Genomic DNA, 22404 nt, shown 5'->3' with positions numbered 1-22404 from the left:
CCGATCCGCTCGCCGGCGGGATTGCCGCGCGAGCCTGTGGTTTTCGCTGCCTAATCTAGGGCCGCCATGCCCCCTTGCCAAGGGAAGCCTGACCCTTCTTAGGGTTATACCGTCGCAGGGTGAACGCCTCGGCGCCTCTCGCCCTCGCGCATCAGCGTCAAAACGCCATCGCCGGCCAGCGACAGACGAAAGCCGCCGAGCGTGCGCTGCAGCGCCCTGCCCGCGCGCGCCGCGGCGATCAGCGCCTTCGCGCAATCCTCCAGCCGCGCCAGACGCGGCGGTACCCCGGCCTGCGCCTCGCCGTCCTGCGCCGCGGCGAGCGCGAGCCCCAGGCTCCTGATCACGATCTCCTCGGGCTCCCCGCAGAGCCGCGCGAAATCGAACCAGCGCCGACCGTTCTCATCCCCGGCCGGCACGCTCGCCAGGGCATGCGCCGCCAATCTGTCGAGCGACTCGTCGGCCCGCGCCAGCCGATGCGCAAGCTGGCCGAGCCGCTGGGCAGTCAGCCCTTCATGGGCCAAGGCCGGCAATAGTGCGCGCCAGCGGATGCGGGCAAAGCGCGGATCGTCATTGGACGGATCGCGGATGAAGGCGAGCCCTCGCGCCTCGCAGGTTGCGATCAGCCGGGATTTCGCGATCCCGAGCAGCGGCCTCGCCAGCACGGCCCCGTTCACAGCGCTGCGCGGCGCCATCCCGGCCAGGCCGGCGAGACCGGACCCCGCCGCCATGCGCATCAGCAGGGTCTCGGCCTGGTCGTCAGCGGTGTGCGCGGTGACGATCGTGGTGGCGCCTGGCACCCTCGCCTCTTCCGCCAGCAGGGCATAGCGCGCCGCGCGCGCCTTCTCCTGCACTCCGGCCTGCGGCTTCGGGCCCTGCCAGCGCCGCGTACGATGCTCGACGCCAAGCTTCGCGCACAGCTCGCCAACCATCATCGCTTCCTGCGCCGCCTCGGGGCGCAGGCCGTGATCGATGGTGACAGCCAAGAGGCGCGGACGGCCCCGCCCGGTCCAATCGGCCAGAAGCGCGAGGAGAGCGATGGAATCAGGCCCGCCCGACACCGCGACGACGAGCGTGTCGTCGTGGGTGAGCGGGCGGAACAGGACATCGGCTTCAGCCGCCGTCAGCGGCTCGGACTCGGCAGGACCTGCGGGCGCCGCGGTCAAGCGCAGCGGGCGCGCTGCCGCTCGCGCTCGACCCCCTGGCGCACCGCATTCGAGGCGGCGGGATAATCGACGCCGACCTTGGCGAAGGTGGCGCAGGCCTGGTCACGCGCACCGAGCCCGTTCAGAGACATCCCGAGCTTGAGCAGGCTGTCGGCGCCCTTGCCGGCCTTCGGAAAATCGCGCGAAATCTTCAGGAACTGCTCGGCCGCCTCGCGATAGCGCCGGCGCTGGTAGTAGCTCTCGCCAAGCCAGAAGGTGGCGTCGGCCGCCAGACGATCGCGCGGATAGCTTTGCAGGAACTCGCGGAAGCTCATCTCGGCGCGCTCGTATTCCTTGCGCAGGACATGGGCGTAGGCGACGTCGTAGAGCTCGCGCGGGCTGGCCGCCTGTCCCGTCGCAGCGACGCTGGTGCCCTGCGCTGCCGCGGGCGGCAGCGCCCCTCCCGGAACCGGGCGCCCGACGCTCGAGAGGTCCATCGGCCCCTGCCCCTGGTCACCGGCGAACTCCTCGTCGATGATCTGGCCGAGCTGGCGCGGCCCGCCGGCGGCTCCCGGCTGGGCGGCGGGATCGAAGGCATCGCCGCGGCGCTCGCGGCCGGGCGCCGGCTGAGGGGCTGCCGGACGGGGCGCCTGCGGCGCGGGCGCCGCTGCGGCGCCGCCACGCTGCCCGCCGCGCTCGGAGAAGCGGAAGTCGACATCTTCCTGCATCTTGCGCAGCTGTTCGGTCAGGCGCCGGTTCTCGAACTGCAACTGCTCGATCTGGCCGGAAAGCTGGCGCAGCTGGTTCTCGAGCCTGCTCGTGCGGACTACGAGATCGGCCGCGTCCTGCGCGGCGGCAGGCTGGGCCAAGCCGATCGCCAGCAGCGAGAAACCGGCAAGCATGGCATGCCGCAGCGGGAACCGCTTCCGGTTCGGAATCGAAATCGTCGCAAAGCTCATGTCAGGCAAACCGCATCGCCCCGGGGACTGTTCTCATCAGACGCGAATACCGCGGCCAAAATATGGAAAAGCCGGCGCTTTCCTTGCGGTAAGCGCCGGCCAGGTCAAGCTTTTATCGAGCTGTCCGGTTCAGACGCCGCCGGCGCCGTCGAGCACCGTCACGGCGCGGCGGTTCTGCGACCAGCAGGAGATGTCGTTGCAGACGGCGACCGGCCGCTCCTTACCGTAGGAGATGGTGCGGATGCGGTTGCTGGGGATGCCGCGCGAGGCGAGATAGTCCCGGACCGTCTGGGCGCGACGGGCGCCGAGCGAATAGTTGTACTCGCGAGTGCCGCGCTCGTCGGCATGGCCTTCGATGGTGAAGGTATAGCGCGGATAGCGCTGCAGCCAGCTCGACTGCTTGTCGAGGGTCGCGACAGCGGTCGGGGTCAGATCGGTCGAGTCGGTCTCGAAGAAGACGCGATCGCCGACGTTGACGACGAAGTCCTGGGCGCTGCCAGGCGTGGCGGCACCGCCGGCTCCGAAGCCATCGGCGGCGTTCTGGTCCTTGGCGCAGGCGCCGAGGGCGAGCGCTCCGATCAGGGCGGCGGCGATGCGCACGGTGCGGGCGCTGGCGGCAAAGGAGGCGAGCATGTCAATTCTCTCCGAATTTCGGGCGCGGAGCGCGCCGGGCGGCGTCACGCGTTATCCCAATCAATGATGTGTCAACCTAAACGAGACCTTGCCAGAACAAGGCGAAGTGGCGGCATTGCGGCGTATGGTTAACCAAATATGGCTGGATGCCGACGGTTCGACGATGTTGCATTCCTGCACCATCTCAGAAGGCGCTAGCGCGCCGCCGTCAGCAGCGGCGACCAGGTCGGATCGGAGGCAAAGGACGGCGTCGGCACCGGCACCTCGACCCGGCCGGTGATGTCGACCATGTACAGCTTGCCGCCGGATTGTCCGCCCGGATCCCGGAAGAACATGATGTACTGGCCGTTCGGAGCCCAGTTCGGCGCCTCGTTGTGGAAGCTCTCGGTCAGGATGCGCTCGCCCGAGCCGTCCGGCTTCATCACGCCGATCCCGAAGGTGCCGCCGCCCTGGCGGGTGAAGGCGATCAGGTCGCCGCGCGGCGACCAGGACGGCTGCGAATAGGAGCCCTGGCCGAAGGAGATGCGCTTGCCCTCGCCGCCACCGGCGCCCATCACGTAAAGCTGCTGCGAGCCGCCGCGGTCGCTCTCGAAGACGATCTGCGATCCATCCGGCGCATAGGACGGCGACGTGTCGATCGCAGAGGTCGAGGTCAGCCGCTGCGTGGTGCGCGAGCCGATATCGATCGCATAGAGATTGGCATTGCCGCCCTGCTGCAGGCTGAGCGCGATACGCGCGCCATTCGGCGAGAAGCGCGGGCTCGTGGTCATGTCGGGGAAGTTGCCGACGACCTGGCGCTGGCCGGTCTCGATATTGAGGACATGGACGCGCGGCTGCTCGCCGGTGCGCTGTGCCATATAGGTCACCTCCTGCGCCACCGGCGAGTAGCGCGGCGTCACCACCGAGGTCGCGCCATCGGTCAGATAACGCACATTGGCGCCGTCCTGATCCATGATGGCGAGGCGCTTGCGCCTAGCCTCCTTCGAGCCTGATTCGTCGACGAAGACCACACGGGTGTCGAAGAAACCGCCGACACCGGTGATCTTGGTGAAGACCGCATCCGAGATGATGTGGCCGACACGGCGGGAATTGTTCGGGTCGGTGAAATATTGCTGGCCGTCGATCTGCTGGCCGGCGACCACGTCCCAGAGCCGGAACTCGGCCTTGAGCCGGCCGCCGTCGCGCGAGACCCGGCCGATCACCAGCGCCTGCACGCCGGCCGCCTTCCACGCTTCGAACTGCGGCGCCGCATCGAAGGGCGGGTTCTTCTCGGGATGCCGCGCCTTCTCGATCGGCACGAAATAGCCGCAGCGCTTCAGGTTGTTGGCGATGATGCCGGAGACCAGCCCTCCGCCTTCGCCGGCAAAATCGGCGACGGCGATCGGCATCGGCTGGAAGGTGCCCTTGCGCAGGTCGATCACCAGTTCGGCCAGCGCGGGCGTGGGGAGCAAAGCCGGCAAGGCCAGCCCCGTGCCGGCCAGCGCGAGCGCATGGCGGCGGGTCAACCCGCGAGCCTGCAGATTGGTGGAATGATCAATGCGGTCCATGGCGGTCACAGCACGTCCCTGGCGTCGAAATTCACGATGACGTCGCGCCAATCGTCGTAATAGGAAGCAAATTGCGCGGGAATGCGCAGCGGCGAGCAGCGGCGCGTCGCGGTCAGCGCCGAATCCGCCGCGACCCGGAAGAGCGGGTCCGACGAGGAGTTGGTCACGCTCGCCTGGCCGATCAGCGAGCCGTCGGTGTTGAGCTTCATGCGCACCTGCGGCACCACCGGCTTCGAGGCGCTCTGCAGCGCGATCGGCACGTTCCAGCACTTCTGCAGCTGTTCCTGGATGATGCCCATCAGCTGCGTGCGCAGCGACGGCGAGAGCTTCTGCGAGGAGCCGGTCTGCGTGCCGAGCGATGCGGTACGGTTGATCTGTGGCGCGCTCGAACCCGAGGACTGCGCCTGCTCCTTCGACTGCAAGAGCTTGGCGATGTCGTTCGGGTTGAAATTCTTTGCGATCTCGGCCTCGCGCTTCGCCTTGGCTTCCGCTTCGCGCTTCGCCTTGGCCTCGGCGGCGATCTTGGCCTTCTGTTCGGCCTCCGCTTTCGCCCTGGCTTCCGCTACCGCCTTCTCCTTGGCAGCCTTTGCCGCCTCGGCGCGGGCCTGCGCCTCCGCTTCGGCCTTCGCCTTGGCGGCGGCCTTTTCTTCCTGCTCGGCCTGCTTGGCCTTGCGCTCGAGCTCGGCCTCCTCGGCGAGCTTCGCCAGCTCATCGCGGCGCTGCTGTTCCTCGCGGGCGGCCGCCTGCTCGGATTTCTGCGGCTGCTGCTTCACCGGCTCGGCCGGCGGTGTCGGCTTCGGGGTCGGACGCGCAGGCGGCAGCGGCGCGGAGGCATTGTCCTCGGCGACTTTCAGCTCGGCCGGGCGCGATGGCGGCGCCGGCGTGTCCTGCTTGGCCTCGCCCGCTTCCTTGCGCTCGACGATCTCGGACTGGCGCTCGGCCCGCTGCTGCGGCTTCTCCTGCACCTTCTCCGCCTGGCGCTCGCCGCGGGTGACCTGGTTCAGCGCCGAGGGATCGATGACCTCGACGGCGATCGCCTCCTGATGCTCGGGCAGCGGCGCCGTGCCGGCAAAGGCCAGCAGCCCCGCGACCAGGACGGTCGCGTGGCCCAGGGCGGAAACCGCCAAGCCCGGCTCTGAGCGCGAAAGCATCAACGCGACGGCACCTTCTCGTTCAACGCGAATGCGGTTCGGTGACCAGCGCCACGCGCTTGAAGCCGGCGCTGGTGATCGTCGCCATCACCGAGGCGACGCGGCCATAGTCGACCTGCTTGTGGCCGCGCACATAAATGCGGTCCTCGAAGCCCTGCTTGGCGAGGCCTTGCAGCTTCTGCACCAGATCGGGCTCGAGCGTCGGCTGGTCCTGCAGGAAAATCTGGCCCTTCTCGTCGATGGCGATGGTGATCGGCTTCTGATCGACATTGATCGGCTTGGCGCCGGTCTGCGGCAGGTCGATCGGCACGCCGGTCGCGATCAGAGGAGCTGCGACCATGAAGATGATCAGCAGCACCAGCATGACGTCGATGAACGGCGTCATGTTGATCTCGGCGATGGCCCCGTGACGGCGCGGACGACGCCCACGGCGTCCCCCGGCCTTTGCGCCGGCTGCGGCTGACATGCCCATCGTCTAAGCCCTCACGCGGCCAGGCGTTCGTCGATCTGCCGCGACAGGATCGCGGAGAATTCGTCGGCGAAGGCCTCGAGCCGGTTCTGCGCCTTGGCGACCTCGGCCTGCAGCTTGTTGTAGGCCATCAGCGCGGGAATCGCGGCGAACAGGCCGATCGCGGTGGCGAACAGCGCTTCGGCGATGCCGGGAGCGACTACGGCGAGGGAGGAGTTTTTCGAGACCGCGATCGCGGTGAACGAGGTCATGATGCCCCAGACCGTGCCGAACAGGCCGATGAACGGCGCCGAAGAGGCGATGGTCGAGAGCACCAGCAGCTTCGATTCGAGCCGCTCGGCCTCGCGCTGGATGGTGACGTCGAGCACCTTGTCGATGCGAGCCGAGAGGCTGGCGACCGAGCGCCCGCCATTCTCGAACGAGCGCTTCCATTCGCGCATCGCCGCGACGAAAACGGCGGCCATGTCGTTGACCGGGCGGTTCGAAAGGTCGCGATAGAGCTCTTCGAGCGAGCGGCCCGACCAGAACACCTCCTCGAACGCGTCCATGTCCTGGCGCGTGCGGCGGTAGAGCAGGGTCTTGTCGATGATGATCGACCAGCACCAGATCGACGCCGCCAGAAGCCCCATCATCACCAGCTTGACGACGATATGGGCGTGCCAGAACAGCGTCCAGAACGACATGTCGACCTGCGGCGCGGCCTGCGCGATCTCCACGGCGGGGTTCATCCTGTCATCCTTCTCTCTCGAGCCCCTACCGGCCAGGCCATTGCGACCTGATCGAATCCGGCTCTGGCCGACGCGAAACCGAGTGCGGCGCCACGCAGCCTGTTCTTCGCGCCGCGAAGCTCGCGCCGCCGCCCGTTTCTGCGCTCCGGGGATATGCCACTCACACCAATTACCGCTGAATTCGGCGAAAGATGGGCCAAACGGCGATGTTCCCGGGCGCCAAGGGCCTTGTGTCCCGTTAAGTCACCGTCAAGGTTAAGGGCCTGCATGGTTAATATCGCGTTATGACGGCCCTGCGGCCGTCAGCGGGCGGCGCAGCGACGACCGGGGGTTGGAGGCGATGCGGTTTGGCGAATGGCTGGGGGGCCAAGTCCGGAACTATGTCTGGAATCGCACGACGCTCAGCGCCGTCCTGATCGCCTCGCCGGCGATCCTGTCCTCGATCGCGACCTTCGCCATCTCGAACTCGCTCGACCGGCGCAGCGCCCGCTTCACCGAAGAGCGCGACGGCATCACCCGCGACCTCGGCGCGCTCGACGGCCAGGTGAAGAGCTTCGAGACCTTGCAGCTCGGGCGCGGCGCCCTGCTCCTCGTGCTGAACGGCTCGCAGGCCGACATGCAGTACAAGTACCTGCTCGACCGGCTGTTCCGGCTGAACGCCAAGCAGGCCGTGCGCCGCATGGCGGCGATCGTCCATCCGCAGGACTGGCAGGGCCGGATGGCGCCTTATGACGCCCTGGTCGATCAGGAGTACAGCGACGCGAATACGGTCCACGCCATCCAGGCGATGGAGAACGCAATGATCCAAGAGGCTGGAGCGCGGCTGACCGCTCTCCAGCTACGCCACAACATCGTTACGGGGCGCATCGCCAAGATCGACAGCCTGAAAGCCCAGATCACAGCAGTCCTGGCTTCGCTGACCTCCGCTCTCACCATCGTGATCTTCTTCGTGACCACCAACAAGAAATCGGTGCCGCCTCCCGCAGCAGCTCCTGCGGACAAACGCCAACGGCCCGCTTCCGTGAGGAAGCGGGCCGCCGACGGTCGTCAGCTCTGAAAAGGGGGCGCGCGTTCCGTGCGACCGTTTCGGTCGCACGATCAGAATTCGCGCCAATTCAAATGTTGGAGCATGTTCTCATCGCAAAAGTGGTTCCCACTTTTTGCGGAACATGCTCTCAGGCGCTTTCGACAGTATCCGTGCCGGTGCTGGGGCGGCGCGTATTCATGAACTCGTCGAACTCGGCCTTGTCCTTGGCCATGCGCAGCCGGCCGAGGAAATCATGGAATTCGCGCTGCTCATCCTCGAGACGGCGCAGCGTCTCGTCGCGATACTCATCGAAGGCGCGGTTGCCGCTCGAGGACGGGCCACGGCCCCAGCCGCCGAAGCCGCCGCGGCTGCCCCACTGCTGGGCTCCGCCCATGCGCTCGCGCAGGCGTTCCATCTTGTCCTGCAGGCGATTCATCCGGTGCTCGTAGCGAGCCGGTCCGCAACCATGTCCCATGCGTCCACTCCAGAAAAGAAAAGCCAGGGTCGCCAGACCCAGCGGCCAGAAGATGATGAAGCCGAGCACCGCGAAGGCGATCCAGGCTCCCTTTCCATATTCGTCAAGCTTCGCGACGATCGGCATCGATCCCTCTCGAAACAGAATGGCAACGACGGATGCCGCTGCCGGCCAACCTCCCGTTCGGCTCCATCTTGGAGAGAGGGACGAATTCACCGATCAATCGATCGGATCCGGCCCTCGCCGACCGTGTGAATGTAAATCACATTCACATATCTGGACGCAACTGCCAAGTCTTTCAAGACGGCCGCATCAAAAATTCCGGAAGGAGATCAGCCCGCCTGCTCGGGCGGCAGGCCGAGGCCCTTGAGATAGATCAGCATTCCGGCTTCGAGCAGATCGGAGGCGGACATCGGCAACGGCCGCCGACCCGCATCGGCGCGGCCGAACAGGGCGGCGACGCCGTGCGACATCGCCCAGATGTGCAGCGCCATCATCAGTGCCGGCGGGCGCTTGCCCTGCGGCAGAGCCGCGATCAGCGTCTCCGCCGCCTGGCGCAATTGCTGGAAGGAACGGTCGGCGGCGGCGCGCAATTCCGGACTGGCATCGAGCGGCACCCCGGCCTCGAACATAGCCGAATAGAACGCGGGCTGGTCATGGGCGAAGGCGAGATAGGCCCGGCCGAGCCGGTGAAAGGCCGTCTCCGGATCGGGCTTGCCATTGTCCCAGGCCTTGGCGAGCGCCGCCTCGAAGGCTGCGAAGCCATGGACCGCGACGTCGGCCAGCAATTCGTCGCGATCGCGATAGTGGCGATAGGGCGCCGCCGGGCTGACGCCGGCCATGCGTGCGGCCTCGGCGAAGGTGAAGCCGTTCGGCCCCTTCTCGCCGATCAGGCCGAGGGCGGCGCGGACCAGCGCCTCCTTGAGATTGCCGTGGTGGTAACCCCGCGGCTGCTCGGGCTCGTTGCGTTTCCAGCTCATGTTACGGGCCCTAACATGGCGATCCGCCAGCGTCGATGCCAGCGGCGGCAGGAGCGATCAGAGGATTTCGAGACCCAGGCGATGCCGCAGCACGTCCGGGATACGCCGCGCCTTGCCGCCGCCGACGCAGGCGACCTTGACCTGCGCCGTCACCAGAATCTCCTCGCCGCGCACTATGCGCTGGTCGAGTTCCATGGTCGCGCCGCGCGCCAGGGTCGGCCTGGTCTCTATGGTCAGCAGATCGTCCATCACCGCCGGCCTGACGAAATCGATCAGCATGCGCCTGACCGCAAAGCCGAGCGCCGCGTCGCCGTCGAAGAGCTCGCGCTGCTCGATGCCGAGATCGCGGATCAGTTCGGTCCGGCCGCGCTCCATGAAGCGCAGATAGGAGGCGTGGTAGACGACGCCGGAGAAGTCGGTGTCTTCATAGTAGACGCGGACGGAGATGCTGTGAGCGGCGGCCATAACGGTCTTTCTGGGAGGTGACGCGGGCGTTCTAGACCGCCACGCGCACCCCGGACAACCTCATGGCCGGCGCGTATCGCTCAGCGCTTGCAGGGCTTGCCCATGAACGAACCGCAATCATAGGGCTGCGACAGATCCCGGCGGACAGAATTCTTGCCGACGCCGATATCGTCGATGCGCCAGTCGCCGCCCTCCTCGACCATGCGGAACGGCACGGTCATCGCCTTGCCGAAGCTGCGGAAGCTCGCCGTCACCAGCGCCTTGCCCGCAGCCGGAGCCTGCGTGACCGTGACCTTGAGGTTCTTTACCTCGCCGTCCTGGCCCTGAATGAACGGATCGGCACCAATATGGCCGATATCGCCGCTCTCGTCCTGATAGCGATCGTCACGGGCGAACAGCGCCGCCAGGCTCTTACTCATCAGCGCGTCACGATGTGGCGGGCGCCAGGGCGGCTCACCGCCGCCATCCAGGGTCTTCTGCGTGACCGCATAGGCCTTGCGCACGGTGGCGTCGGGCGTGGGCTCGGCGGCATGGCCAGCCATGGAAACCAGCATCAGGCCGGCCAGCATCAGCGCAGATCGCATTATCGTTTCTCCCAGCCTCGCCTGTTCGAACCCGACGACAGCACGATGCGCAGGAGGCCGCATCATCCAAATGCGGGACAACGCTATCGCGCGGCCTCAGCCCTCGTCATCATCCCCGAACAGGCCGAACTGCGCGCCCTCCCGGTTCGGCTCGGGCATGCCGAGATGCCTAAAGGCGTGCGGCGTCAACAGGCGGCCGCGCGGCGTGCGCTGGATGAAGCCCTGCTGGAGCAGAAAGGGCTCGATGATCTCCTCGATCGCGTCGCGCGGCTCGGAGAGCGAGGCGGCGATGGTCTCGATTCCGACCGGGCCGCCGCCGAAATTGATCGCGACGGTCGTCAGGTAGCGCCGGTCCATCTGGTCGAGGCCGATCGCATCGACATCGAGCAGGCCGAGCGCCTTGTCGGCGACCTTGCGGGTGACGATCGCGTCGCCATCGACGATGGCGAAGTCGCGCACGCGCCGCAGCAGCCGACCGGCGATGCGCGGCGTCCCGCGCGAGCGCTTGGCGATCTCATTGGCGCCGTCATCCGACATCGGCACGCCGAGCACCCTGGCGCCGCGCGCGACGATGCCCTGCAATTCCTCGACCGTGTAGAATTGCAGGCGGATCGGGATGCCGAAGCGGTCGCGCAGCGGCGTCGTCAGCAGTCCAGCACGGGTGGTGGCGCCGACCAAAGTGAACTTCGGCAGATCGATCTTGACCGAACGCGCCGCCGGCCCCTCGCCGATGATCAGGTCGAGCTGGTAGTCCTCCATTGCCGGATAGAGGATCTCCTCCACCGCCGGGTTGAGCCGGTGGATCTCGTCGATGAAGAGCACGTCGCGCTCTTCGAGATTGGTCAGCTGCGCCGCAAGGTCGCCGGCCTTGGCGATCACCGGGCCAGAGGTCGAACGGAAGCTGACGCCGAGCTCGCGCGCCACGATCTGCGCCAGCGTCGTCTTGCCGAGGCCGGGCGGGCCGACGAACAGGACGTGATCGAGCGCATCGCCCCGGCTCTTGGCGGCATTGATGAAAACCTGGAGGTTCGCGCGCGCCGCCGCCTGCCCGGTGAAATCCGCGAGCGACAGCGGCCGCAGCGAGGCCTCGCTGTCGTCGTCGCGCTTGTCCGCCGTCATCAGGCCGGGACGCTTCGGCTCACTCACAACTCGATCTCCAGCTCCAGCGCATCATGGACCGGGATGTCCTGGTAGCCGGTCTTGATGATCGTCGGAACCATCGCGCGATAGGCGTCGATCGCCTCGATATAGAGGCCGGAGAAGCGGAAGCCATGCTTCTGGTAGAACACCAGGGCCGGCATGTTGTCATTGGTGAGCATCGCCCTGAGCTTGCGCGCACCGGCCGCCTTGGCCGCAGCCTTCACCGCCTCCAGCATGCGCGAGGCCGCACCCTCCCCTTCCTTGAGGGAGTGCAGCGCGCAGAGCACCGCGATGTCGCCGTCTCGGGCCCAGCTCGCCACCGCCAGCAGCTCGCCCTCGGCCGTGAACATGCCGATCAGGGGCAGCTCGGCGCAATCATACAGCTTCGAGCCGATCATCATGCGATGCGAGCCCCAATGCCGCATCATCAGCGCGAGGAAGGTCGACTTGTCGGCAATCTCGCGGAAGATCACCGCCGGTCCCTTCTTCATTTCGCCAGCTCCTTGAGGCCGAGCCGGATCAGTTGCGCCGTGCCGGCCCCCTCGCCCGCGTCACGCGACGCGGCCGCGACCGCCGCAACAGCCTGCGCCTGCGGATAGCCGAGATTGGTCAGCGCCGAGACGGCGTCCGCCACCGGCTGCGGCAGCCGCTTGTCCTCGAGCGCACCCGAGAGCTGTGCCAATGCCGGGTCGACATGGCCGAAGGCCGGCGCCTTGTCCTTCAGCTCGGCGCAAATGCGCTGGGCGAGCTTGGGACCGACGCCGGGCGCGCGCGCCACCGCTGCCTTGTCGTTGGTTGCGATCGCGGTCGCGAGCGCGCCGGGCTCGAGCGTCGAGAGGATGGCGAGCGCCACCTTGGCGCCGACGCCCTGCACCATCTGCATCAGCCGAAACCAGTCGCGCTCGTTATCCGACATGAAGCCGTAGAGCCGGATCGCGTCCTCGCGGACATGGGTCTCGATCGAGAGGGCCGCCGCCTCGCCGATCTTGGGCAAGCGCTGCAGCGTGCGCGAGGAGCATTGCACGACATAGCCGACGCCCTGCACGTCGACGATGACGTGGTCCTCGCCGTACGAATCGATGAGGCCCTTGAGCTTTCCGATCATGCTCCCTGTTAGCATGACGGCAAGCTGCCGCCAGACCGGATCATTCGCGGCGTTCATGCGTTCTCCACCGGCGATTTGGGGGATTCTTCCGCATGCTGACGAAACACCGCGACCTGCGGACCGGTCGCTCGGTCTGGCAGGGCGAACGGCCACCGCGCTTTCCCATGCAAGGCATCAAGGCGGCCATTGAGACCGACGTCGTGATCATCGGCGCAGGCATCTCCGGGGCGATGCAAGCCGACATGCTGAGCGAAGCGGGCTTCAGCGTCCTCGTCGTCGATCGCCGCGGCCCCGTGCGCGGCTCGACACCTGCGAGCACCGCTTTGCTGCAATACGAGATCGACCAGCCGCTGACGAAGCTGAAGCGCCAGATCGGCGAGGAGGCCGCGATCCGCGCCTGGCGCCGCTCGCGTCTGGCGCTCGACGGCCTGGGGGCGCGGATCAAGGAGCTGTCGCTGGCGCAGGTCGTGCGCCGCGACTCGCTCTACCTCGCCGGCAATGTGCTCGACGCCGATGCCTTGGCCCGCGAACACGAGGCGCGCCGGCACGCCGGCCTGGAAACCGCCCTCCTCGATGCCGACGCGCTGAAGGAGCGCTTCGGCATCGAGCGCCCCGCCGCCCTGCTCGGCTACGACAATCTCGAAGCCGACCCGGTCGCGCTCGCCACCGGCTTCCTGCGCGCGGCGCTCGGGCGCGGCGCCCGTCTCGCCTGGCCGGTCGAGATCGTCGACCTCGATGCCAGGGCGCGCTCGGTCAGCCTGCGCACCAAGGACGGTCACCGCATCCGCTGTCGGCACCTGGTCTTCGCGACCGGCTACGAACTGCCTTTCGGCACGCTGCCCAAGGGCCACAAGGTGCTTTCCACCTGGGCTCTGGCGACCGTGCCGCAGAAACCTCGGCTCTGGCCCAAATGCTGCTTCATCTGGGAGGCATCGGACCCTTACCTCTATCTGCGCAGCACGCGCGACGGCCGCGTCATCTGCGGCGGCGAGGACGAGGATTTCGTCGACGAGGACAAACGCGATGCCTTGATCGAGCGAAAGACGGCAGCGATCCGGCGCAAACTCGGCAAACTCCTGCCCGGCATCTCGACGGAAGTCGACTATGCCTGGACCGGCACCTTCGGCACCTCCGAAACCGGCCTGCCGACCCTGGGGCCGATGCCGGACCTGCCAAATTGCTGGGCCGTGATGGGCTTCGGCGGCAACGGCATCACCTATAGCCGCATCGGCGCCGAGATCATTCGGGCCGGTCTCCTCGGCAAGGCAGATCCGGACGCCGAGCTCTACGCCTTCCGCAGCTGATACTGCGCCAGCAGCGCCCGGGCGCCGCGGTGCTGCGCATGGCAGATCGCGACGGCAAGGGCGTCCGCCGCGTCGGCGCTGCGCGTCTCGGCCTTGGGCAGCAGCACGCGGATCATCGCCTGTACCTGCTTCTTGTCGGCATGGCCGACACCGACCACGGTCTTCTTCACCAGATTGGCGGCGTACTCCGCCACATCGAGCCCGGCCAGCGCCGGCACGACCAAGGCAATGCCGCGCGCCTGGCCGAGCTTCAGCGCCGATTGCGGGTCACGGTTGACGAAGGTCTCCTCGACCGCGACCTCCTGCGGCCGGTGTCGTGTAATCACGTCGGCAATGCCCTCGTGCAACTGCCTGAGACGATCGGCCAAGGGCTGCTTCTCGTCGCTTTCGACCACGCCGCAAGCGATGAAGGACAGCTTCGTCCCCTCGCTGATGACGAGGCCCCAGCCGGTCTTCCTGAGACCGGGATCGAGGCCGAGAATGCGAATCGGTTCGGACATCGGCGCAGACTAGAAGATTTCGGCCTGCTTGGATGGATGAACGACGCTCATCGCTGCCATCACAGCGACGGGGGTTGATCGCTTGCCGTTGAGCGTGAAGGAAAGAAATTCCCTCGCCGGCCTTTTCGATGACCGCTTTCCTGACCTCGCTCTTTCCCGGAGTTACAGCCGACGGCATCGCCATTCTCGTCGGCGCGACCCTGCTCGGCGGCCTGGTGCGCGGTTTTACCGGCTTCGGCTTCGCCATGGTCTTCATGCCGCTGGCATCGATCGTGATCGGCCCTGTCGCGGCGCTCGGGCTGATCTGGGTGATCGATCTGCCCTTCGCCCTGCCATTGGCGGCACGCTCGGCCAAGCGGGCCGAATGGGGCGAGGTCGTCCCGCTGCTGGTCGCGGCGACGCTGACCTTGCCGCTCGGCATCGCCCTCCTCACCTGGCTTGATCGCGAGACGATGCGCTGGCTGCTGGCGCTGCTCGTGCTTGCCGCCGTCGCGCTGATGGCGTCCGGCTGGCGCTATCACGGCAAGCCCGGCATCCCGCTCTCGCTCGGCGTCGGAGCGGCCTCGGGTCTCTGCAACGGGCTCGCCAGCATCGGCGGCATGCCGCTCGCCGTATTCTGGCTCGGCGCCCAGCGCAACGACCGGCACAAGACCCGTGCCAACCTGCAGACCTATTTCGGCCTGAGCACCGTGGTCAGCGGCACGATCCTCGCGCTGAAGGGCATCATCACGCTGGCCTCGGCGCTGATGGCGCTGCCGCTCTTCGCTGTCTATGGCGCCGGGCTTTGGCTCGGCACGCATGCCTTCGGCATCGCCTCCGAGCAAACCTTCCGCCGCATCGCCTATCTGACGATCTTCCTGAGCGCGCTCGTCAGCCTGCCGCTCTGGGACGGGCTGATCGGGCGCTGAGCACTCAGCCGCCGAGCTTGGCCATCACCTCGTCGGCGATCTCGAAATTGGCGAAGACGTTCTGGACGTCGTCGTCATTGTCGAGCGCTTCCATCAGCTTCATCATCGACGCCGCCTTCTCTTCGTCGAGCGGCGCCGTCGTGGTCGGCCGCCAGACCGGCTTGGCCGAAGCCGGCGCGCCGAGCGAAGCTTCGAGGGCCTTGGAGACCTCATTCAGGGCGTCGAAGGCGCACAGGATGGTGTGGCCGTTCTCATCGGAGATCACATCGTCGGCGCCGGCCTCGATCGCGGCTTCCATCACCTTGTCGGCGTCGCCCGCCTCCGGCGCATAGCTGATCTCGCCGACACGGTTGAACATGAAGGAGACCGAATTGCTCTCGCCCATCGCTCCGCCGGACTTGGTGAAGTAGGAGCGCACTGCCGAGGCCGTGCGGTTGCGATTGTCGGTCAGCGCTTCGACGATCACGGCAGTGCCACCGGGTCCATAGCCCTCGTAGCGAACCTCGTCATAGTTGTCGCCCTCGCCACCGAGCGCCTTCTTGATGGCGCGCTCGATATTGTCCTTCGGCATGTTCTCGGCCCGCGCCGCCAGCACTGCCATGCGCAGGCGCGGATTCATGTTCGGGTCGGGCATGCCCAGTTTGGCGGCGACGGTGATTTCACGGGCCAGCTTCGAGAACAGCTTAGAGCGCACAGCATCCTGCTTGCCCTTGCGGTGCATGATGTTCTTGAACTGTGAATGGCCGGCCATACGCCCTGATCTCCGCTGTTATGCGCCGGCCGGCTTATACTCAGCCGGCTCGGCGCGAGGCAAGCGCAGCCGCAGGCTTTCCAGCCTATCTGCTCTCCGCGCGCTGCTTAAGCGTTTATTGGCGAACTGTCCGCAATGTGCGGTTTGGCCAATCAGCGGACTAGAACGCAGCGGGCATGACCAACGCCATCGTCGAGCATAACGCGCGCCTGCGGACTTTCCGGATCGACGCCACCGATATCGGCCAGTTGCGGCAGCAGGCGGAATTCGCCCGTCGGCGCCTGCCGACCCTGTTGCCGGAGCTGCACCCCCATTTCGAGGCCTGGCCCGAGATCCTGAGCGCCATGCAGCGGCCGGACGTGCATGAGCTGCGGCTCGCGCACTGGATCAGGCTGGTCTCGGGCGAGTTCGAAGACGGTTTTCTGCAGTCGGCACGCGCACTCGCCAGCGCCTTCTACGATAATGGCGTTCCCGCCCATGCCGTCGCGATCTGCCATGCGATCGTCGGCAATGCGATCGGCGCCGAGCTCGGCCTGCTGCGCGATGGGCTCGCCAAGCTCAGCCATGTCTGGCACGCCAAGGAATACAACCGGCGCATCGCCCTGCGCGCCGCCCTGAACAAGGCCGTGCAGCTCGATCTCGAACTGCTGCTCGAAACGTACAGCCATGTCCAGCAGGAGAGCCGCGAGCGCACCCGGCGCGAGATCTCGGCCTTCGAAGTCACGATCCGGGAGGTCGTCGGCGCGGTGACCGGCAGCGCCCGCATCGTCGAGGATATGGCCCATACGATGAACGGGCTCGTCAAGGAGACTGGCGTGCAGGCCGTCGCCGCCGCGCGAGCTTCGGACGAGGCCTCGGACAATGTCGGCAGCGTCGCCAGCGCCACCGAGCAGCTCTCCATCTCCTTGAGTGCGATTTCGGGGGAGGTCGCCAGCGCCACGACCAAGGCTCACCATGCCAGCAATGCGGCATTGCGAACGGAAGCGATCGTCAAGGGCCTGGCGCAATCGGCGCAGACGATCGGCTCGATCGTCGACCTGATCCGCGACATCGCCGCCCAGACCAATCTGCTGGCACTCAATGCGACAATCGAGGCGGCCCGCGCCGGCGAGGCTGGGCGCGGCTTTGCGGTCGTCGCCCAGGAGGTGAAGCAGCTGTCCGCGCGCACCGCCAGGGCGACCGACGAGATCGCGGCCCAGGTGCCGGCCATGCAGGCCGCGACGCAGGAGGCCGTCGAGGCGATCGAGAGCATCGTCGGCTTCGTCGGGGACATGGACCAGACGACACTGACGATCGCGAGCTCGGTCGATGAGCAGCGGGCGGCGACCCAGGAGATCGCCCGCAGCATCAGCTACGCCTCGCAGGGCACGCAGGAGGTCGCGCAGGCGATTGCCAGCGTCAACGACTCCGCCCAGGCCGCCGGCGCCGGCGTCGGCGAGATGCTCGGCCTCGCCCAGACGCTGGCCCAGCGGGCCGGGACCCTGACCGAGGCCTTCGAGAATCTGAGCAGGCAGAACCGCGTCGCCTGAGGCGTATCCGTCACCCACCTGTCAAGCATGGCTCCTAATTTCAAGCCATTCTAACTTGGACGACAGGAAGGGGCCGGTCATGACTGACGAGACCCAATACGAATCCACCTTCGGCGCCAGCATGCTCGAGCATGACGATGCGCCCCCGCAGAACCAATCCGCCAATCCGACCATGGGCGAACTGATCGGCCAGCGGTTCTCGCGCCGCGGCCTGCTCAAGGGCGCCCTCGCCGTCTCCGCCATCTCGGCGACGGTCGGCGCCACTGCTCTGGCGACCGCCGAGGAGGCCAAGGCCCAGGCGAAGGGCTCCGCTTTCAGCTTCAAGGAGGTCGAGGCCGGGGTCGACGCCGACCACCATGTCGCGGAAGGCTATCAGGCCGACGTGCTGCTGCGCTGGGGCGACCCGCTCTTCCCCGACGCGCCGGCTTTCGATCCGACCAGGCAGACGCCCGAGTCCCAGGCGAAGCAGTTCGGCTACAACAACGACTTCGTCGGCTACCTGCCCGTGCCAGGCGCGGCCGACCCGTCGGCCCATGGCGTGCTCTTCGTCAATCACGAATACACCAACCCGCATCTGATGTTCCCGGGCGTCGTCGAGATCAAGGACGGCAAGCCGGTGATGAAGAACGCGACCCCGGAGCGTTTCGCGGTCGAAGCCATGGCGCATGGTGCCACCGTCGCCGAGATCCGCCGGACCGATGGGAAATGGGCGCTGGTGAAGGATTCCAAGTACAATCGACGCATCACCGCCGCCACCGAGATGCAGCTTTCCGGCCCCGTCGCCGGCAGCGACCGCGTCAAGACCAATGCCGATGCCAGCGGCCGCAAGGTCTTCGGCACGCTGAACAACTGTTCGGGCGCGATGACGCCCTGGGGCACCTTCGTCTCCGGCGAAGAGAACTTCCACGGCTACTTCTCCGGCAAGCTGCCTGACGGCCACCGCGAGGAAGCCAACTACAAGCGCCTCGCGATTCCGTCGGCACCCTATGCCTGGGGCCGGTTCGAGGAGCGCTTCGATCTTGCCAAGGAGCCGAACGAGGCCAACCGCTTCGGCTGGGTGATCGAGGTCGACCCGTTCGATCCGAACTCGGTGCCAAAGAAGCGCACCGCGCTCGGCCGCTTCAAGCATGAGGGCGCCGACAGCATCGCCGCCAAGGACGGCCGCGTCGTCGTCTATCTCGGCGACGACGAGCGCTTCGACTACGTCTACAAATTCGTCACGGCCGGCCGCTTCGATCCGAACAATCGCGCCGCCAACATGGACCTGCTCGACACCGGCACGCTCTCTGTCGCGAAGTTTGCCGCCGACGGCACGGTCGAATGGCTGCCGCTGGTTTTCGGCCAGGGCCCGCTCACCGCAGCCAACGGCTTCGCCAGCCAGGCGGATGTGCTGATCGAGGCTCGCCGCGCCGGCGACCTGCTCGGCGCTACCAAGATGGATCGGCCGGAGGACATCACGCCAAACGGCGTCAACGGCCGCGTCTATGTGATGCTGACCAACAACACCAACCGCAAGGAAGACCAGGTCGACGCCGCCAATCCGCGCGCCAAGAACGCCTTCGGCCACATCATCGAGATCATCGAGGATGGCGGCGAATTCACCGCGACCAAGGGCAAATGGGAAGTGCTGCTGAAATGCGGCGATCCGTCGGTCGCCGCGGTCGGCGCCAGCTTCTCGACCGAAACCAGCAAGAATGGCTGGTTCGGCATGCCGGACAATGCCGTGGTCGATTCCGCCGGCCGGCTCTGGGTCTCGACCGACGGCAACGGCCCGCAGGAGACAGGCCGCACCGATGGTCTCTGGGCGGTCGACACCGAAGGCGAGGCACGCCGGACTTCCAAGCTGTTCTACCGCGTGCCTCATGGCGCCGAGCTTTGCGGCCCCTGCTTCACGCCGGACGACACGACTGCCTTCGTGGCCGTCCAGCATCCCGGCGACGACGGCCCGGACTGGCCGGCCTTCGGCCGTCGCTCCTATTACGAGGATCTCTCGACCCGCTGGCCCGACTTCAAGCCGGACATGCCGACGCGTCCTTCGGTGGTGGCGATCACCAAGCGTGGCGGTGGCAAGATCGGCGTGTAGGTTTCGCTGTCCGGAAGACTGGGCGAGCGACGCGCTTTCCTTCTCCCGAATGGGAGAAGGTGGCCCGGTAGGGCCGGATGAGGGCCTGCAGTCGAACCAGCGAAACGAAAACCGAGCCGCGGTTAGCTCGCCACCATAACGTCCGACGGCGGTCCCTCACCCCTACCCCTCTCCCATCCGGGAGAGGGGTTCCCCGCGCTCCTTGTTCGTCGATAGAGGCTAGTGGAGCTTCACGCCGCCTTCCTGGCGCCGAAGGTCGGGTCGAGCTCGCCCTTGGCGTAGCGCTTGGCCATGTCGGCCAGCGTGATCACGCGCTTGATCTTCGAGGCCTGGCCGGCGGTGTTGAACTCCTCCAGCCGCTTCTTGCAGAGCGCGGTCATCGCCTCCATCGCCGGCTTCAGATACTTGCGCGGATCGAACTCGCCGGGATGCTCGGACAGGATCTTGCGGATCTGGCCGGTCATCGCCATCCGGTTGTCGGTGTCGATGTTGATCTTGCGCACGCCGTGCTTGATGCCGCGCTGAATCTCCTCGACCGGCACGCCCCAGGTCTGGGGCATCTTGCCGCCATACTGGTTGATGACGTCCTGCAGGTCCTGCGGCACCGAGGAGGAGCCGTGCATGACGAGATGCATGTTCGGCAGCTTCTTATGGATCTCCTCGATGACATGCATCGCCAGGATCGCGCCGTCGGGCTTGCGGGTGAACTTGTAGGCGCCGTGCGAGGTGCCCATGGCGATGGCGAGCGCATCGACCTTGGTCTCGGCGACGAACTTCACCGCCTCGTCCGGATTGGTCAGGAGCTGGTCGTGGCTGAGCTTGCCCTCGAAGCCGTGGCCGTCCTCCTTCTCGCCCTCGCCGCTCTCGAGCGAGCCGAGCACGCCGAGCTCGCCCTCGACCGAAATGCCGCCGAGATGGGCCATGTCGGTGACCGTCTTGGTCACGCCGACATTGTAGTCCCAGTCGCCGGGGGTCTTGCCGTCGGCCTTGAGCGAGCCGTCCATCATCACCGAGGTGAAGCCGGCCTGGATCGCAGTCATGCAGGTCGCCGGCTCGTTGCCGTGGTCGAGATGCACGCAGACCGGGATGTGCGGATAGATTTCGGTGACCGCGTCCATCATGTGCTTGAGCATGATGTCGTTGGCGTAGGAGCGCGCGCCGCGCGAGGCCTGGATGATCACCGGCGCATCAGTCGCGTCCGCCGCGGCCATGATCGCGAGCGCCTGCTCCATGTTGTTGATGTTGAAGGCCGGAACGCCGTAGTCGTTCTCGGCGGCATGGTCGAGCAATTGGCGAAGCGTGATGCGGGCCACGATGATCCTCCGGTTGGGCTCAGCTTATCCGGAGGGTTTAGAATCGAACTGTGGCGGACGCAAAGCGAAAGCGCTGAAAACGTGAACGCGATCAGCGCCCGCGCGCTTCGAGGACCCTGACGCGCTCCTCGATCGCGGCGACCTGCTCGGCGAAGTCGCCCGTCACGGCCTTGGCCATGACGAGGAGGCCGGCCGTGTCGCGGCGCTGCTTGCGGACGAGGTCTTCAAGCCGCTCGAAGCGCTCATTGGCCTCGGACCGAAAAGACGCGAAATCGTTCTGAAGCCGCTTCAAAACTTCGAACATCGCAGTCTGCACGTTCTCGCTCATCGGATCATGGCTCCGGCGAAATCATCATGCCCTAGGGAGAACATAGCATAAACACTGCGTTCCGCAACCTGAGGCTGCGCCGCCGATCAACCCTTGCGCAGCGCCTCGACACCGGGCAGCGCCTTGCCCTCCATCCATTCGAGGAAGGCGCCGCCGGCGGTCGAGACATAGGTCAGGTCCCCGGCGACCTCGGCATGGTTCATCGCCGCGACCGTATCGCCGCCGCCGGCGACCGCGACGAGCTTGCCCTCGCGCACGCGCTCCGCCACGGCCTTGGCCACGGCGACCGTCGCCGTGTCGAAAGGCGGCAGCTCGAAGGCGCCGAACGGCCCGTTCCAGACCACGGTCATTACGCTGTCGAGCTTGAGCACGACCTCGGCGACGCTGAGCGGGCCAGCATCGAGGATCATCTCGTCCGGTCCGACCTCATTGATCGAGACGACGCGATGGCCGGGATGGGCCTTGAACTCGCGCGCCACCAGCGCATCGACCGGCAGGATGATCTCGCAGCCTGCCGCCTTGGCCTTCGCCTCGATCTCGCGGGCGGTGTCGGCGAGATCATGCTCGCAGAGCGACTTGCCGACGTTGACGCCGCGCGCGGCGAGGAAGGTGTTGGCCATGCCGCCGCCGATGACGAGCACGTCGACCTTCTGGACGAGATTGCCGAGCAGTTCGAGCTTGGTCGAGACCTTGGCGCCGCCGACGATCGCCATCACCGGCCGGGCCGGGTTGTCGAGACCGGCCGAAAGCGCCTCGAGCTCGGCCTGCATGGTGCGCCCGGCATAGGCCGGCAGCAGATGCGCCAGCCCTTCGGTCGAGGCATGGGCGCGGTGGGCGGCCGAGAAGGCGTCGTTGACATAGAGATCGCCATTGGCGGCGAGCGCCTTGACGAATTCGGGATCGTTCTTCTCGTCGCCGGCGTGGAAACGGGTGTTCTCCAGCAGCAGGATCTCGCCGTTCTTGGCGGCGGCGATCGCCTTCTGCGCCTCCGTGCCGATGCAATCGCCGACGAAGATCACCGGCTGGCCGAGCGCATGCGCCAGCGCCGGCACCACCTGCCGCAGGCTGTTCTTCTCGTCGCGGCCCTTGGGCCGGCCGAAATGCGCCAGCAGGATGACCTTGCCGCCCTTCTGCGCGATCTCGCGGATCGTCGGCAGGATCCGGTCGATACGGGTCGTATCGGTGACCCTGCCCTCCTCCATCGGCACGTTGAGATCGACACGGACGAGGACGCGCTTGCCGGCGAGATCGGCGTCGTCGAGGGTGCGGAAAGCAGGCATGAA

24 protein-coding genes are annotated in these 22404 nt (G+C 66.8%); 5 read left to right on the top strand and 19 right to left on the bottom strand.

Annotated features, from left to right (window positions below):
- Window positions 1–104 precede the first annotated feature (104 nt).
- From tilS to tolQ, 7 genes are all read right to left on the bottom strand, one after another.
- Window positions 105–1163, bottom strand: coding sequence for a tRNA lysidine(34) synthetase TilS (tilS, locus tag V7S63_RS08910; RefSeq protein WP_336529961.1), 1059 nt, complete (start codon window positions 1161–1163; stop codon window positions 105–107).
- Window positions 1160–2044: a tol-pal system protein YbgF gene (gene ybgF / locus V7S63_RS08905; RefSeq protein ID WP_336529960.1), complete on the bottom strand. Its 885-nt coding sequence runs from the start codon at window positions 2042–2044 to the stop codon at window positions 1160–1162. The genes tilS and ybgF overlap by 4 nt, the downstream gene beginning before the upstream one ends.
- A gap of 186 nt (window positions 2045–2230) precedes the next feature.
- Window positions 2231–2734: a peptidoglycan-associated lipoprotein Pal gene (gene pal, locus V7S63_RS08900; RefSeq protein WP_336529959.1), complete on the bottom strand. Its 504-nt coding sequence runs from the start codon at window positions 2732–2734 to the stop codon at window positions 2231–2233.
- A 194-nt stretch (window positions 2735–2928) separates the two neighbouring features.
- A complete protein-coding gene (gene tolB, locus V7S63_RS08895; RefSeq protein WP_100959415.1) occupies window positions 2929–4281 on the bottom strand; it encodes a Tol-Pal system beta propeller repeat protein TolB in 1353 nt (450 codons plus the stop codon).
- A gap of 5 nt (window positions 4282–4286) precedes the next feature.
- On the bottom strand, window positions 4287–5408 hold the full coding sequence (gene tolA / locus V7S63_RS08890) for a cell envelope integrity protein TolA (RefSeq protein ID WP_336529958.1): 1122 nt from the start codon (window positions 5406–5408) through the stop codon (window positions 4287–4289).
- Between the two features lie 46 nt (window positions 5409–5454).
- Window positions 5455–5904 (bottom strand): protein TolR, encoded by a 450-nt coding sequence (gene tolR / locus V7S63_RS08885; protein ID WP_425285461.1) that lies wholly within the window; start codon window positions 5902–5904, stop codon window positions 5455–5457.
- Window positions 5905–5915: 11 nt separating this feature from the next.
- A complete protein-coding gene (tolQ, locus tag V7S63_RS08880; RefSeq protein ID WP_091839015.1) occupies window positions 5916–6629 on the bottom strand; it encodes a protein TolQ in 714 nt (237 codons plus the stop codon).
- A 340-nt stretch (window positions 6630–6969) separates the two neighbouring features.
- Between tolQ and V7S63_RS08875 the strand changes: the two genes are divergently transcribed.
- Window positions 6970–7686 carry a hypothetical protein gene (locus tag V7S63_RS08875; protein ID WP_336529957.1) on the top strand — a complete coding sequence of 239 codons (717 nt, stop codon included), beginning with the start codon at window positions 6970–6972 and terminating at the stop codon, window positions 7684–7686.
- A 118-nt stretch (window positions 7687–7804) separates the two neighbouring features.
- Here V7S63_RS08875 and V7S63_RS08870 read toward each other — a convergent pair whose 3' ends face one another.
- The 7 genes from V7S63_RS08870 to ruvA form a co-directional block, all read right to left on the bottom strand.
- Entirely contained in the window at window positions 7805–8257 is a 453-nt protein-coding gene (locus V7S63_RS08870; RefSeq protein ID WP_091839008.1) for a DUF2852 domain-containing protein, read from the bottom strand.
- Between the two features lie 206 nt (window positions 8258–8463).
- A complete protein-coding gene (locus V7S63_RS08865) occupies window positions 8464–9111 on the bottom strand; it encodes a TetR/AcrR family transcriptional regulator (protein WP_336529956.1) in 648 nt (215 codons plus the stop codon).
- A 57-nt stretch (window positions 9112–9168) separates the two neighbouring features.
- Complete coding sequence (ybgC, locus tag V7S63_RS08860) at window positions 9169–9576, bottom strand: tol-pal system-associated acyl-CoA thioesterase (RefSeq protein WP_336529955.1); 408 nt, start codon at window positions 9574–9576, stop codon at window positions 9169–9171.
- Between the two features lie 80 nt (window positions 9577–9656).
- The gene (locus V7S63_RS08855) at window positions 9657–10160 is read right to left on the bottom strand and encodes a DUF3828 domain-containing protein (protein ID WP_336529954.1); all 504 of its coding nucleotides are present in this window, start codon (window positions 10158–10160) and stop codon (window positions 9657–9659) included.
- A 96-nt stretch (window positions 10161–10256) separates the two neighbouring features.
- Window positions 10257–11279, bottom strand: a complete 1023-nt coding sequence (gene ruvB, locus V7S63_RS08850) for a Holliday junction branch migration DNA helicase RuvB (protein WP_100959598.1) — start codon at window positions 11277–11279, stop codon at window positions 10257–10259.
- 23 nt (window positions 11280–11302) lie between these two features.
- Window positions 11303–11791 carry a GNAT family N-acetyltransferase gene (locus V7S63_RS08845; protein ID WP_091838986.1) on the bottom strand — a complete coding sequence of 163 codons (489 nt, stop codon included), beginning with the start codon at window positions 11789–11791 and terminating at the stop codon, window positions 11303–11305.
- Complete coding sequence (ruvA, locus tag V7S63_RS08840; protein ID WP_100959599.1) at window positions 11788–12405, bottom strand: Holliday junction branch migration protein RuvA; 618 nt, start codon at window positions 12403–12405, stop codon at window positions 11788–11790. Before ruvA ends, V7S63_RS08845 begins: the two co-directional genes overlap by 4 nt.
- A 92-nt stretch (window positions 12406–12497) precedes the next feature.
- Between ruvA and V7S63_RS08835 the strand changes: the two genes are divergently transcribed.
- A complete protein-coding gene (locus V7S63_RS08835) occupies window positions 12498–13709 on the top strand; it encodes an NAD(P)/FAD-dependent oxidoreductase (protein ID WP_336529953.1) in 1212 nt (403 codons plus the stop codon).
- On the opposite strand, the gene ruvC is transcribed toward V7S63_RS08835, so the two are convergent.
- On the bottom strand, window positions 13691–14209 hold the full coding sequence (gene ruvC / locus V7S63_RS08830) for a crossover junction endodeoxyribonuclease RuvC (RefSeq protein ID WP_100959420.1): 519 nt from the start codon (window positions 14207–14209) through the stop codon (window positions 13691–13693). The genes V7S63_RS08835 and ruvC overlap by 19 nt on opposite strands.
- A 128-nt stretch (window positions 14210–14337) precedes the next feature.
- On the opposite strand from ruvC, the gene V7S63_RS08825 reads away from it, so the two are divergent.
- On the top strand, window positions 14338–15117 hold the full coding sequence (locus V7S63_RS08825) for a sulfite exporter TauE/SafE family protein (protein WP_336529952.1): 780 nt from the start codon (window positions 14338–14340) through the stop codon (window positions 15115–15117).
- 4 nt (window positions 15118–15121) lie between these two features.
- Here the strand turns inward: V7S63_RS08825 and V7S63_RS08820 are convergent, their stop codons facing one another.
- A complete protein-coding gene (locus V7S63_RS08820; RefSeq protein ID WP_336529951.1) occupies window positions 15122–15868 on the bottom strand; it encodes a YebC/PmpR family DNA-binding transcriptional regulator in 747 nt (248 codons plus the stop codon).
- Window positions 15869–16044: 176 nt separating this feature from the next.
- On the opposite strand from V7S63_RS08820, the gene V7S63_RS08815 reads away from it, so the two are divergent.
- Both V7S63_RS08815 and V7S63_RS08810 read left to right on the top strand, forming a co-directional pair.
- Window positions 16045–17397, top strand: a complete 1353-nt coding sequence (locus V7S63_RS08815; RefSeq protein WP_091838967.1) for a globin-coupled sensor protein — start codon at window positions 16045–16047, stop codon at window positions 17395–17397.
- Between the two features lie 79 nt (window positions 17398–17476).
- Window positions 17477–19480 carry a PhoX family protein gene (locus tag V7S63_RS08810; RefSeq protein WP_336529950.1) on the top strand — a complete coding sequence of 668 codons (2004 nt, stop codon included), beginning with the start codon at window positions 17477–17479 and terminating at the stop codon, window positions 19478–19480.
- Between the two features lie 230 nt (window positions 19481–19710).
- Here the strand turns inward: V7S63_RS08810 and fba are convergent, their stop codons facing one another.
- From fba to V7S63_RS08795, 3 genes are all read right to left on the bottom strand, one after another.
- Window positions 19711–20793 (bottom strand): class II fructose-bisphosphate aldolase, encoded by a 1083-nt coding sequence (gene fba / locus V7S63_RS08805; RefSeq protein ID WP_091838959.1) that lies wholly within the window; start codon window positions 20791–20793, stop codon window positions 19711–19713.
- Window positions 20794–20884: 91 nt separating this feature from the next.
- The gene (locus tag V7S63_RS08800) at window positions 20885–21121 is read right to left on the bottom strand and encodes a hypothetical protein (protein WP_336529949.1); all 237 of its coding nucleotides are present in this window, start codon (window positions 21119–21121) and stop codon (window positions 20885–20887) included.
- An 86-nt stretch (window positions 21122–21207) separates the two neighbouring features.
- A complete protein-coding gene (locus tag V7S63_RS08795; protein WP_336529948.1) occupies window positions 21208–22401 on the bottom strand; it encodes a phosphoglycerate kinase in 1194 nt (397 codons plus the stop codon).
- Window positions 22402–22404 lie beyond the last annotated feature (3 nt).

The organism is Allobosea sp. CCNWLY174 (assembly GCF_037120455.1).
GTDB lineage: Bacteria > Pseudomonadota > Alphaproteobacteria > Rhizobiales > Beijerinckiaceae > Allobosea > Allobosea lupini.
The sequence above is the reverse complement of the archived record's forward strand: the minus strand, read 5'-3'. Positions and strand labels throughout refer to the sequence as shown.

Coding starts and splice junctions, on each gene's coding strand:
- ybgF (WP_336529960.1), bottom strand. CDS start 2,044: ATGCTTGCCGGTTTCTCGCTGCTGGCGATCGGCTTGGCCCAGCCTGCC.
- pal (WP_336529959.1), bottom strand. CDS start 2,734: ATGCTCGCCTCCTTTGCCGCCAGCGCCCGCACCGTGCGCATCGCCGCC.
- tolB (WP_100959415.1), bottom strand. CDS start 4,281: ATGGACCGCATTGATCATTCCACCAATCTGCAGGCTCGCGGGTTGACC.
- tolR (WP_425285461.1), bottom strand. CDS start 5,904: ATGGGCATGTCAGCCGCAGCCGGCGCAAAGGCCGGGGGACGCCGTGGG.
- tolQ (WP_091839015.1), bottom strand. CDS start 6,629: ATGAACCCCGCCGTGGAGATCGCGCAGGCCGCGCCGCAGGTCGACATG.
- V7S63_RS08875 (WP_336529957.1), top strand. CDS start 6,970: ATGCGGTTTGGCGAATGGCTGGGGGGCCAAGTCCGGAACTATGTCTGG.
- V7S63_RS08870 (WP_091839008.1), bottom strand. CDS start 8,257: ATGCCGATCGTCGCGAAGCTTGACGAATATGGAAAGGGAGCCTGGATC.
- V7S63_RS08865 (WP_336529956.1), bottom strand. CDS start 9,111: ATGAGCTGGAAACGCAACGAGCCCGAGCAGCCGCGGGGTTACCACCAC.
- ybgC (WP_336529955.1), bottom strand. CDS start 9,576: ATGGCCGCCGCTCACAGCATCTCCGTCCGCGTCTACTATGAAGACACC.
- V7S63_RS08855 (WP_336529954.1), bottom strand. CDS start 10,160: ATGCGATCTGCGCTGATGCTGGCCGGCCTGATGCTGGTTTCCATGGCT.
- ruvB (WP_100959598.1), bottom strand. CDS start 11,279: ATGACGGCGGACAAGCGCGACGACGACAGCGAGGCCTCGCTGCGGCCG.
- V7S63_RS08845 (WP_091838986.1), bottom strand. CDS start 11,791: ATGAAGAAGGGACCGGCGGTGATCTTCCGCGAGATTGCCGACAAGTCG.
- ruvA (WP_100959599.1), bottom strand. CDS start 12,405: ATGATCGGAAAGCTCAAGGGCCTCATCGATTCGTACGGCGAGGACCAC.
- V7S63_RS08835 (WP_336529953.1), top strand. CDS start 12,498: ATGCTGACGAAACACCGCGACCTGCGGACCGGTCGCTCGGTCTGGCAG.
- ruvC (WP_100959420.1), bottom strand. CDS start 14,209: ATGTCCGAACCGATTCGCATTCTCGGCCTCGATCCCGGTCTCAGGAAG.
- V7S63_RS08825 (WP_336529952.1), top strand. CDS start 14,338: ATGACCGCTTTCCTGACCTCGCTCTTTCCCGGAGTTACAGCCGACGGC.
- V7S63_RS08820 (WP_336529951.1), bottom strand. CDS start 15,868: ATGGCCGGCCATTCACAGTTCAAGAACATCATGCACCGCAAGGGCAAG.
- V7S63_RS08815 (WP_091838967.1), top strand. CDS start 16,045: ATGACCAACGCCATCGTCGAGCATAACGCGCGCCTGCGGACTTTCCGG.
- V7S63_RS08810 (WP_336529950.1), top strand. CDS start 17,477: ATGACTGACGAGACCCAATACGAATCCACCTTCGGCGCCAGCATGCTC.
- V7S63_RS08800 (WP_336529949.1), bottom strand. CDS start 21,121: ATGAGCGAGAACGTGCAGACTGCGATGTTCGAAGTTTTGAAGCGGCTT.
- V7S63_RS08795 (WP_336529948.1), bottom strand. CDS start 22,401: ATGCCTGCTTTCCGCACCCTCGACGACGCCGATCTCGCCGGCAAGCGC.